Consider the following 10471-nt stretch of genomic DNA (forward strand, 5'->3'; position numbering starts at 1 on the left):
TAGCGGAGTCTAGCCATGTCTAGCCAGACTCCGCCGGAGTGTCAGGGCAACTCCAGTGATGCCCAGCGGGCTCGACTCCTGCACCGCTTACGCCAAGGCCCCATAACTACCACCGACGCCCGTCACGACCTGGACATCTTACATCCGCCTGGCCGGGTAAAAGAGCTTCGTAAGGCAGGGTTCGTGATAGAGATGTGGCGCGTCCCCGGCTATAACAGCAACGGGAAGCTCCACAACGTCGGGCTTTACACCCTGACGCAAGAGCCTCCGTCCGCTACGGTAGACGGGAGCCTCTAGGGTGAGCGGAGTCAACGAACTTGAACCGCCGGAATATGGTCCGGGTCACTACGGTGGCCCGGACACCATCAAACTGGCGTTCAAGCCTAGTAAGTTCAGCAAAAAGCCATCCTGGCGAACGATAGAGGCGGGCCACGTCACCGACATGGTGGCGGGCCTGCCCCTGCCCGAGCTGGCCGACGGGCGGGTGGGCATCTGGCTGACGGCCTGGTCCGAGACACCAGCCGGCCGGGTGGTGCTTCCGTGGCTGGACATTGAGGCCCCAGGCGAAGCCCACGGCCGTGTGGCGGACAATATCCGCGTTGCCGCGAAGCTGTTCCTGCGCCTTGCCGAACACGGTCTGGATGACGGGCTAGTGGTCGCCCTGACCGGTTCCGGGTTTCGGTTCTGCTGGCCCTTCGCGGTCGAACCCGAACTGGCTCAGGCCTTCATGGCGATGATCCGCGATGCTTCCGAATGGCCCGGTATCGACACCGCTCCCCTGACCGGCAACGCATCACCCCTGCTACTTTGGGCCTATCGCGGCCCATCCGCACAAGGCGACAAGGGTGACCGGCACATCCATTTCCTGGATCATCCCGGCCAGCTTCTCGACCTGACCCCCGGCGATTACGAACGCCTAGTCCAGGGCCGTCCCGACCCGTCCCGAGCCGTCCACGACATCGCCCGCGTCATTCCCCGGAGCTGGACCCCACCGACTTGGCGGCCCATCCTGGCGCACTACAAGCGCGAGCTGGAACTGCGGCGTTGCGTCATTAGGGTTAATTTCCCGCCACGAGAAAAACGCCGTACCGTGGATATGAAGGCGGTTCTGGAACACCTGCATGGTTTCGGAATCACCACCCGGAAAATTAGCGTTGGGGAACAGGTCGTCCACCGACTTTCCCGCTGCCCGAGCTGCGGCGCAACCTGGGGCAACCCGTGGGTCACGAGCGGTGGGTGGTTGAAGTGTCACCGGACTGGCTGCGAGGCTGGCCAGATGGCCGTTGACCTTCAAGGCAAGGAGTTCCGTCGCGGCTTGGCCCTGCGCCAATGGGCACCCGAGCTGTCCCCCAACGACGAGGTGGTGGAGCATGAATTTCACCAGCCACCACGTGAAGCCATCCCCCTGGAGGTAGCCCGCCAGACGATCCGCAAAGCCCTGGCCGGCGATGACCCGGCCTTGCTGCTGAAAATTCCTGCCGGCGTCGGCAAGTCCCATGCAGGCCTGGAGCACGCCCTGGAGGTGTCCCAAGATGGCGTGGTGCTGCTGACCGTCCCCACCACGGCACTGGCCGAGGAACTGGCCGCCAAGGCCCGCCACATGGCCGAAGATAATGGCCTAGACGTGGACGTGCGCCAGTACCGGGGCCGGACCAAGGAAACATGCCAGCAAGCTGACTATTGCGTCCACGTGGCTTCCATGGGTTTTTCGCCGGCCCTGTTGGTCTGTGCCAAGTGCATGAGCCGTGAGAACTGCGCCCACTTCCATCAACTCGAAGGCCTAGAGCATGGGCTGGTTATCGCGGCCCATACCGCTGCGCCGTTTGTCCTGCCCAAAATCAAGCGGTGGCTGCGGGAATGGATTGTGGACGAAAGCCCACTGCGCGACCTGATGCGCCAGGAGACGGTCTACCAGGGCAGCTTCACCGCACTAAAAGCCCGGCTGGTCGGTCACGCCGAAACCGCCCTGGCGAAAATTGAAGTCACGGCCGAGCGATTGCTGGGCAAGGTCGCGTCCGAGAATGGCGGAGCCCATGGCCGCCTCTACGCCACCACGCCGCCGAGTGGCGAGTGGGAAGCCACCATGTCCTTGTGGGAAGCGGCCGACATCACCAAGGCCGAGCGCGAGGCCCTCTCCGACCAGATCGCCTACTTCGATCAGCACCAAGACGAAAAGCCCGGCAAATGGCAACGCCGCTTGTGGGACGAAAAGGTGGACCTGGCCATGCTCCGTTGGATGTGGATGGGACTGGACGAGACGGCCCAGGGCAGCGCCTATATTCGATGCCAGCCCCACCCCATGACCCCCGTGACTTTCCGCGCCCTGCGAAACGTAGTGCCCGACCTGCCCGAAAACGTGCGTCTGGTGGCCTTGGACGCTACCGGCGACCATCGGGAGTTGGAAGCACTGTTCTCGCGGTCATTCAAGGTGGTGGACACCGCCGTGGAACTACCCCCTGCCAGGCGCGTCTGGTTGCGCCAAGCCATGGGCAAATGGAAAATGGGCCGGCTGCTGGATGACCAGGAGAAGCTGGAAGCCGTTTTCCGCAAGGCCATGGCGAATCTACGCCCCGAGGACAGACACGTACTTTTGGTAACCCACCAGGCCGCCGAGGCCGCCCTGCTGGAGCTGGCAAAACGGGTAGACCCGAACAGGGTATGGGCAAGCACGCATTACTGGTCCAGTCGTGGCCTTGACTGCTGGCGCGACTACGACGCCGCCCTGGCATTTGGGACGCCGACGGCGAACAGGGCCGGGGTACTCGACCTGGAGCTGGCCCTATTCGGTGGTGACCAGGACGCGAGGGACATCTGGTTTTCCGGCCTTGGTCCACGCGATCTTATCCAGGCCATGAACCGAGTCCGGCCGGTGATGGCGTCGAAGACCCTAGTGATTGTTGGCCGTGAATGGCCCCATGAGTTGGGAAAGCCTTCATTCATCATCGACAGGCAGCGCCAAGGGGGCCAGGCCAACGTCGAGGAGCAAGCCTACGAGCGGCTTCTGGTCCTGGCCAAGCATTTCGGCTTCATGTTCCCCGAGCTGGCCCACGTGGCAGGCATCTTTCGGGCCGAAGACCAGGCCAACGAACACGATTGGCACGAACGCATCGAACCCCTGTTGACCGGAGAAACCCCGTTCGCCATTGCGCCCACCCTAATAAAGGACATTCTTATAAGGGTCCGCGCAATGGAGGAGGGACTTTCTCCCATCCGTCTGGGGCATCGTGGTCATGCCTGGCCGCGCCTCATGGCTCGCCTGGAAAATGAGCTTGGTCTGCCATCCCTGGAGTACCGCCCCCGCACTGTTCATGGTGGTGGTCGTGCCCAGGCCGCCGTCGGGTTCGTGTCCGCTGTGCGCCGCTTCTGCGAACAGTACGGCCTGACATTCAATCAATCCCTGTGGAAGGGTCAGGAGGAGCCATTGACCGTACCCAGCGCCACCGCGACCGGAACCGCCATCATTCGCGTGGAAGCTCATGGAACCGCCCGGGTGTACGTGCTTCCTCCCAAAGTTTCGGACAAACCGATGCCGCGCTGTGATCCCCTGCTTCAACCAACCGGCCGACGACCTCGTGGTCTGGGGCTGGTCAGTTTCTTGCCACCACCGCGAGCCATTCCTTTGGTGGACACTTTCGATGGCTTTCACCTTCAACCGGCACCTGTTCAAGCGACTGCTGCCGCAATAAGTGCTTGATGTTCCGACCCCTTGACTGTTTATATAAGTCACTTATATAAGTCTTATATAGAAGCGAGGTGGCAATGGGCTGGAAAGAACGAAAGCGTGAGCAGGGTTACCGGGACGTGCTGGTCTGGCTGGAGCCAGCCGCCGTCGAGGCGTTGGAGCAGTTGAAGGCCGCGTCCCCGGGCTTATCCGTGGCTGACCTGGTTTCCCGGGCTGTCATCGTGGCCGCCGGCATGGAGCTGCCTATGGTCGCCGGTCCTGTTGCCGGTGGTCTCGATCCCGTGGTGGTCAGTCTCAAGGATCAGCTCGCCGGCATCGAGGAGCGCCTGGCCAGGGTGGAGGCGTCCACCATGCCCTCCGCCACCGTCATCATGCCCGTGGAACCCGTCCACCGCGATAATGATCTGGAAGCCGAAGCGCCCCAGGCCCCGGTCGATGCTCCCGAGGATCAGGACGGCGGAGCCGAGGGCGAACCCGCCAAGCGTCGGAACTGGAATGGACGAGTTGACCAGGGCACCTTGCTGGAGGCCGTTGCCGACAAGGTGGAGGAGGTGGGCGGCTGGGACTTCAACGTCACGGCCCTGTTCCGGGAGCTGGAGGCCAAGGGATTGAAGGTCCATGGCCATGCCAGGAACTTCTGCACATGGGTCACGAAACACCATACCGCCATTGAGGCAATTCTGGACCAGCGTCGGGCTACCAGGTGACGAAGTGGTTATTGTATAATTAAATACTAGAAGGATATTTTTATGACGGTGCGTACCAGAACAGCGTTGGTCTGTGAATGTGGACATGAAGGGTATCTACTTTTGTTCTGAAAACGACAGTCCTTATAGCTCGTTATGGGAACAATATACATTACATGGCTTTTCAGGGGCAGGTGTTACAGTTACATCTAGTAAGGATATGCCTGAAGATATGCTTGCTTCAATGAAGCCTATTTGTCCGTCTTGTGGGAAGAGTGGATTGGTAAGATATAAATAGTTGATGGCCTTTTCCCTATTGATTTGGAATTTCTGGGAGAGGTTCAACCATGAGTAGAGGTAGGCCCGGCTGGCGTCCGGTAGGGGAACACATGCTGCGCTTGGACGTGCGGCAGCTCCATCGTCGGGATTGCCTACGGCCAGGGCTGGCTTTTTCGTGGAGCTGGTCCTGGGGCGACGAGCCCGCCGGGAGCATCAGCATCTTCACCAGCACCGATTCCATCCGCCTCATGTACGGGACCAAGGACGGCGAGCAGGTGGACGAGCTTGTGGGCCTGGACCTGACGCCTTGCCATTTCGGTGGGGCACGGACCTGGTTCCTGTGCCCGAGATGTGCCCGGCGCGTGGGGGTCCTGTTTGGCGGCCGGCGGTTCTGGTGCAGGCATTGCCACGGCATCGCCTACGCGGTCGAGAACGAGGACGCTATGTCCCGGTTGCTGCGCCGGTCCAACAAGCTGCGGGAGCGGGTCAAGGTCAGGGCTGGTACGGCGTACCCGGTCACTTTCAAGCCGAAGGGTATGCACCAGCGAACTTTCGACCGCATCAGGTGGCAGATTCAAAAACTCGAATCGGCGTTCTGGATGGCTGCGGCGGAACGATTCAACATCACGGTCTAGCGATAGGAATGAACTACATGACGAAAAAGCCTGTAGTCCCTGGCTTTGAAGGAAAGCGCCGAACCGCGCTTGAGTCCATCAGGGCGGTTTTGCTTGGCCTGCATGGGAGGCAGCTCCCCGCTTGTGGCGGAGTGTGCGTCACCGGGCCTGTGCCTTCCATGGCCACCGCATGGGCGTCATCGAGCAGGGAGCCGACCGCCGCTTGGTCCGCGTCATTACCGGGTACTGCCGCGAACAGTGCCAGCCCGGGGAGGAGCCGGCCACCTGCACCGCCGGCAAGGTGTTCATGGACCTGGAGCCGTGCGTCTTGTGGCCATTCAGGACCGGGCGCAATCCGTACATCAGCGCCGAGCAGCGGGAAAAGCTGCGTCGTCATGCCCAGGAGCAGTATCAGCTTGCTGGCGGAGGAGCCCGTTTCCGTCCCAGGACAATCGAAACACCCCGCGCCCTGACCTTTGGGTCACCCGTCCAAGCCGGCCTGAAAAAACAGGCTGAAAAGAGGCGTGGGGTTATCACCGAATCGTTGCTGGTCAACGCGGTTGAACAGGTAGGTTAACACCCTGAAGGCCGCACGGCGTCTAGCTCTGCGGGCAAAGTGTCAAGTTTCAACTGATTATTTTACGCTGTGCCTAGCGGAAAGCTGCGGCTCATCGCCACCGCTTTGGAAATGGCCTGGAAGGACCCGTCGAGGTTTCCAGTTGCCAGGAAGTTGCCACCATTCCCTCGCGCGCGCCCGCGCGTACATGTCCGATAATCCGCCCGAAGAACCACAATCCCGTCGCGCACCTTCCGATTTTGTGGAGGCATGGCGACGTGGTGGAGCTGGCCCCCTGTTCAAGATAAAAGCCGGGTGGGTGTAGGTAGCCTCACGCGCGCGCCTGCGCGTACTGCGCACTTAACTCCGTCACTGCCACGCCAGGGTCACGTCTCGCGCGCGGGCGCGTACAATTCGTCCTGACCGGAATCACTTCACGGCCAAGCGGGGAAAAATTCCTGGGCCGGGTACTACCAGCCTGGAGTCCCGCGGCATCGTCGGGGGGCATGGGGGGTGGGGGTTATCCATGGTTCCCATGGTCAGGATGAAGCATGGGGAGGGGGGCGCACCACGTCCGTGGTTACCACGTAGTTACCAGCAAAGCCTCACGCGCGCGCGTGCGTACTGCGCGGGAATGGCCTGGAAGTGAACTTGGTCACCGCCATTTCGTCTTGTCCTGGACGCCTCGCTGGGACAGCTCGCCTTCCTTGTAGCCGTCGAAGTCGAAGCGGCCGTGGACGCTGCTGGGCTGGTGCTTGGCCTTCCAGATGGGCAGGACGGCCAGGGTCAGGACGACAAGCGCGGCGATGCCGATGAAGAACCATTCCATGGGGAGCAGGCTTTAGCAGGCGCAAGCGGGTTGCTGGGTAACACGGCCACCGGCCAGGTTGCCACCAGGCTTTTTTCGCAGCTCGAACCCGAGGCGGAACCCCAGGACTTCGGCCGCGTCCATGAGCTGGTTGACGGTGGATTGGTGGTCAAGGTCCAGGAGCCGGCGCACCTGCCGGGCATCGCAATGGAGCAGGCCGGCGAGGCGGAGCTGGGAAACCCCCTGGTCCCGCATGGCCTGATAGAGGGCGAGCTTGAGCGCTACCATGGGCGACGGGCTGACAGTCGGCTGGCCCGGTGCCGGCGCGGACGGCACCGGGATATCCCGGTGCCCGTCCATATAGTCGGCCAGGGCGACATGAAGTGCATCTTGCGCCCATTCCAGGGCAAAAGCCTCATTTTCGCCGTAAGTCAGCGCCTCGGGGACATCGTGGAACTTGACCATCACATCGCCGTTATTCATGCGAGTTAAGGCGACAGGATAATCGTACATGTGACACTCCATTAATATGTTCCAATATAGATTATGAAACGATCAAATATTATTAATATGGTGCTGATAAGTAACTGTTTTAGTGTGTACGGTAGTTCTCTCGTACTAGTATGTTCTAGCTAATGTCAGCTTTTTCTAGAGCACGTCTTTGGGGGTTCATCCCGAGTTGCTTGCAAATCTCCTTCAAGAAGTCCGGATCAACATCCGTACTGCCGTGGAAAGGAACCGTCGTCCCCTTCCCATTATAACTGGCCCACACATGGCCACCTTTTCCGCGACCCTCGACGATTTCGACGCCATTTCGCTTTAAGCGCCGGATAAATTCCTTGCCTTTCACGCTCTTTTTTCCTCCTCAGCGATGTCATGAACGATAGGTAGGACATTTATGTCCTGTAGTCAAGTGGCTGTCACGCACCGGGACCGGCATCGGGACGCCGATCAGCACGTCCAGACCGTAACCCTTCGGTCGAAGACTTACGATTTGTCGCTTATAAGGAAGTTTTTGACACTTATCGCTCATAATGCCATATTCCAAAGCAACAGGAGGGCAGCACCATGAAGGTCATCGGCTACGCCCGGGTCAGCACGGACGAGCAAGGCGCAAGCGGGCTTGGGCTGGAAGCACAGGCCGCGAAGGTGCGGGCTTATTGCGAGCTGTACGGCCACGAGCTGGTGGAGGTCGTCACGGAAGCGGCCAGCGGAAAGAACCTTCGCCGCCTTGGCCTGCAAGGTGCGCTTGCCAACATCCGCGCCGGCAAGGGCGACGGACTCCTGGTCGCCAAGTTGGACCGCCTGACCCGTTCCGTCCGCGACATGGGCGAACTGCTGGAGCAGCACTTTCAGGCCGCCCACCTTCTGGTGGTTGCCGAACAGGTGGACACGTCCAGCGCCGGCGGCCGGCTGGTGCTCAACGTGCTTATGAGCGTGGCGCAATGGGAGCGGGAAGCCATCGCGGAGCGCACCAAGGACGCTTTGAAGGCCAAGCGGTCCCGAGGTGAGAAGACCGGCGGAGGCGTTCCTTTCGGCTACGACGTGGCGGCCGGCAAGCTGGTGGAGAATCAGGCGGAGCAAAGGGCTTTGCGCCTCATCGAAAGCTTGAGGGCCAAGGGCTACGGCTACCACCGCATCGCCGGCCAGCTCAATGCCGACGGCATTCTGACCAAGACGGGCCGCGCCTGGACCCCGCCCATGGTGCGCCAAGTCTATCTGAGGGTAACTGGTGAAGCAGCTTAAGGACGAGTTCGAATATCGACGCCTTGTCGAACTGCTACGAGAAATTGACCAGGACCGGCTTGATGCTTTGGCTGTTCACCTGGACGGGAACGATATGGACGAAACGAAATTATATTCAGTGACGCAGCTTGCCGAACTATCAGGCATTCCGGCATCTACAATCAGGAGATGGTGCGCCAAAGGAACAATTAAGGCCAAGCGCATCGGGGAAAGAAAGTGGTATATCGGCGGCAAAGAGGGTCGCCCGCATTATGGAGCAGCCCACCGCCCCGGACGTGCCGGAGGCGTAGCAATAAAGCGGCCCCGGTCGGTGCTGGTAACACCAGGCCAGGGCCTTCACCACAACCGCATCGGAGGTGCGACCATGGTTGAAAATTCCGTACCCATAGACCTGTTGGCCGGCAAGGACGAGCTGGGGCTGTTCGGTGAGGGGTGGGCCGCCAAAACGAAGTGGTGGATGAACACCGCCATCACTCCACCACGCAGGGGCAAGGCACCAAGCAGAACGCGGAGCGACGGTGGCGGACGAGCGTCATTTACACGCCACCAATTGCGGGTAACCATTTGAAAGTGCTATTCATAAACGTGGTGGTGAAGTGGTGGACGCCAGTAACGCCACCAGTCCACCACGGAGCTGTGCATGGATGAATGGTTGCCCCTACCCAGAATAGCGCGCGTGTGCGACCTGCCGGAATCGAGCGCTAGGAGGTACGCCCTGGCCCTGGCCGAGTTCATTCCCCAACGCCGAGCCGGCCGCCTGGTCCTCTATCAAGTCGAAATCGCATCACAGGTTTTGACTAGAGCGTCGGAAATGTTCGGCAAGGGGATGAAGCTGGCTCAGGTGCGGGAGGCTATGGCCGCCGAGATGCCCGAGTCCCAAGACGTAACCCTGGCTGGTGACCGCCACATGGACGCCAGCCCGCCAGCGAAGCCCGAAGTGATGGCCATGGAGTTCATGCGGTCGGTCAACGCCGTCCGGGAAGACCTGGCCACCATGGGAGCCGCCCTGGAGCGAGTCCAAGGAGAATTACGGGACGAGCGCATGGCACGTCAGCGTCTAGCCGATGAGAACGAGGGGTTACGTCAAAAAATGGGTACGCTCGAAACCGAGCTAGTCCGACTACGAAAAGACAGACGCGAGCTTGAGGCGTACCTTGTGGACAAAATCACGAAGTTGAGCAAAACATAGCGCAAGAACATGCACGGGGGACACGACAATGGCGTTCAAATTATTCCAGCGTGAGACGCGAAGCTATGAGGCTGTCGTCAGCATTTGGCCACGCGGGCAACTGTCCATCCCGACCGGCACCCTGAAGCGGTTTCGGCTGGACCAAAAGAAGGGCGTCCAGCTTTTCTTCGATGATGATAAGCGCCTTATCGGCATCAAGTTTATTGACGACTTGGAGGCCGAGGGAGCCATGCCCATTGCCATGCGAAAGTCCGGCGTCGTCGTCAGCTTTAAGCCGTTCCTGGACTACCACGAAATCGAATATGCCGGCTTCACCCGAAAGTTCAAAATCGAGTACGACCCCGAAAACGACCTATATGTTTTCGACCCAGCGAACCCGGCAGAGAAGGTGGCGCAACAAAGGCGCGGCAAAAAATCTGGAGGAGATGCCGAGGGGTTGACACAGCAACTGCCCCTGGGGTAATAAAAAGAGAAACCGCCCAGGGGGTCCCCAGGCGGTCTCAACAGGAATGGATTACGTAGGTATTTGGACTCGCGCCGGCAAGCTAGTGTCCAAACACCGAATGTCCAGTTGAAGATTGATAAGGCCCAGAGCGGCTTTTTGTCAACCTCTACTGTAAAAGTTTTCCACATCCCTATTGAAGACTGCAACCTCCTGGGTGGTACAATACAACTTTGTGCCATCTTGGAGGTTTTTTACATGCTTCAATCGTCCGCTTCCAGAATTATTGGAATAACGCCACATTGCCTCAAAGGAACGTTGGCAAGCCTGAACGTGACACAGGCTCACGTCGCCACCTATTTGGGGCGTTCTCCAGGCTATGTTCACCGAGTCCTTAATGGGTTCTCGCCCATGCCCGCCGATGAGGAGTGCCGACTCCGCGACCTTGTTACACGCCTTACAAGTGTTA

The 10471-nt window shown here is 60.0% G+C and carries 12 protein-coding genes; 9 read left to right on the forward strand and 3 right to left on the reverse strand.

Features of this window, described 5'->3' with window-relative positions; all coding sequences use genetic code 11:
• The first annotated feature begins 15 nt into the window (after positions 1 to 15).
• From C3Y92_RS21310 to C3Y92_RS20850, 5 genes are all read left to right on the forward strand, one after another.
• Positions 16 to 297 carry a helix-turn-helix domain-containing protein gene (locus C3Y92_RS21310; protein WP_207214051.1) on the forward strand — a complete coding sequence of 94 codons (282 nt, stop codon included), beginning with the start codon at positions 16 to 18 and terminating at the stop codon, positions 295 to 297.
• 1 nt (position 298) lies between these two features.
• On the forward strand, positions 299 to 3694 hold the full coding sequence (locus C3Y92_RS20835) for a hypothetical protein (RefSeq protein ID WP_129356166.1): 3396 nt from the start codon (positions 299 to 301) through the stop codon (positions 3692 to 3694).
• A gap of 65 nt (positions 3695 to 3759) precedes the next feature.
• Entirely contained in the window at positions 3760 to 4389 is a 630-nt protein-coding gene (locus tag C3Y92_RS20840) for a hypothetical protein (protein WP_129356168.1), read from the forward strand.
• A 368-nt stretch (positions 4390 to 4757) separates the two neighbouring features.
• Positions 4758 to 5282: a hypothetical protein gene (locus tag C3Y92_RS20845; protein ID WP_235669742.1), complete on the forward strand. Its 525-nt coding sequence runs from the start codon at positions 4758 to 4760 to the stop codon at positions 5280 to 5282.
• 169 nt (positions 5283 to 5451) lie between these two features.
• The gene (locus C3Y92_RS20850) at positions 5452 to 5838 is read left to right on the forward strand and encodes a hypothetical protein (protein ID WP_129356172.1); all 387 of its coding nucleotides are present in this window, start codon (positions 5452 to 5454) and stop codon (positions 5836 to 5838) included.
• A gap of 634 nt (positions 5839 to 6472) precedes the next feature.
• On the opposite strand, the gene C3Y92_RS21240 is transcribed toward C3Y92_RS20850, so the two are convergent.
• The 3 genes from C3Y92_RS21240 to C3Y92_RS20860 form a co-directional block, all read right to left on the reverse strand.
• Positions 6473 to 6646, reverse strand: coding sequence for a hypothetical protein (locus C3Y92_RS21240; protein ID WP_165352193.1), 174 nt, complete (start codon positions 6644 to 6646; stop codon positions 6473 to 6475).
• Between the two features lie 12 nt (positions 6647 to 6658).
• Positions 6659 to 7138, reverse strand: a complete 480-nt coding sequence (locus C3Y92_RS20855; protein ID WP_165352194.1) for a type II toxin-antitoxin system HicB family antitoxin — start codon at positions 7136 to 7138, stop codon at positions 6659 to 6661.
• Positions 7139 to 7253: 115 nt separating this feature from the next.
• Complete coding sequence (locus tag C3Y92_RS20860; protein ID WP_129356176.1) at positions 7254 to 7475, reverse strand: type II toxin-antitoxin system HicA family toxin; 222 nt, start codon at positions 7473 to 7475, stop codon at positions 7254 to 7256.
• A 218-nt stretch (positions 7476 to 7693) separates the two neighbouring features.
• Here C3Y92_RS20860 and C3Y92_RS20865 point away from each other — a divergent pair, with 218 nt between their 5' ends.
• From C3Y92_RS20865 to C3Y92_RS20880, 4 genes are all read left to right on the forward strand, one after another.
• Entirely contained in the window at positions 7694 to 8371 is a 678-nt protein-coding gene (locus tag C3Y92_RS20865; RefSeq protein ID WP_129356178.1) for a recombinase family protein, read from the forward strand.
• A complete protein-coding gene (locus tag C3Y92_RS20870; RefSeq protein WP_129356180.1) occupies positions 8358 to 8939 on the forward strand; it encodes a helix-turn-helix domain-containing protein in 582 nt (193 codons plus the stop codon). Before C3Y92_RS20865 ends, C3Y92_RS20870 begins: the two co-directional genes overlap by 14 nt.
• A gap of 72 nt (positions 8940 to 9011) precedes the next feature.
• Positions 9012 to 9560, forward strand: a complete 549-nt coding sequence (locus C3Y92_RS20875) for a hypothetical protein (RefSeq protein ID WP_129356182.1) — start codon at positions 9012 to 9014, stop codon at positions 9558 to 9560.
• A 28-nt stretch (positions 9561 to 9588) separates the two neighbouring features.
• Complete coding sequence (locus C3Y92_RS20880; RefSeq protein WP_129356184.1) at positions 9589 to 10023, forward strand: hypothetical protein; 435 nt, start codon at positions 9589 to 9591, stop codon at positions 10021 to 10023.
• Positions 10024 to 10471: the final 448 nt, after the last annotated feature.

The sequence above is a fragment of the Solidesulfovibrio carbinolicus genome (assembly GCF_004135975.1).
GTDB lineage: Bacteria > Desulfobacterota > Desulfovibrionia > Desulfovibrionales > Desulfovibrionaceae > Solidesulfovibrio > Solidesulfovibrio carbinolicus.

Bases quoted from the DNA above. Each gene is read 5' to 3' on its own strand.
- C3Y92_RS20880 (WP_129356184.1), top strand. From the start codon at position 9,589: ATGGCGTTCAAATTATTCCAGCGTGAGACGCGAAGCTATGAGGCTGTC.
- C3Y92_RS20875 (WP_129356182.1), top strand. From the start codon at position 9,012: ATGGATGAATGGTTGCCCCTACCCAGAATAGCGCGCGTGTGCGACCTG.
- C3Y92_RS20865 (WP_129356178.1), top strand. From the start codon at position 7,694: ATGAAGGTCATCGGCTACGCCCGGGTCAGCACGGACGAGCAAGGCGCA.
- C3Y92_RS20845 (WP_235669742.1), top strand. From the start codon at position 4,758: ATGCTGCGCTTGGACGTGCGGCAGCTCCATCGTCGGGATTGCCTACGG.
- C3Y92_RS21310 (WP_207214051.1), top strand. From the start codon at position 16: ATGTCTAGCCAGACTCCGCCGGAGTGTCAGGGCAACTCCAGTGATGCC.
- C3Y92_RS20850 (WP_129356172.1), top strand. From the start codon at position 5,452: ATGGGCGTCATCGAGCAGGGAGCCGACCGCCGCTTGGTCCGCGTCATT.
- C3Y92_RS20855 (WP_165352194.1), bottom strand. From the start codon at position 7,138: ATGTACGATTATCCTGTCGCCTTAACTCGCATGAATAACGGCGATGTG.
- C3Y92_RS20840 (WP_129356168.1), top strand. From the start codon at position 3,760: ATGGGCTGGAAAGAACGAAAGCGTGAGCAGGGTTACCGGGACGTGCTG.
- C3Y92_RS21240 (WP_165352193.1), bottom strand. From the start codon at position 6,646: ATGGAATGGTTCTTCATCGGCATCGCCGCGCTTGTCGTCCTGACCCTG.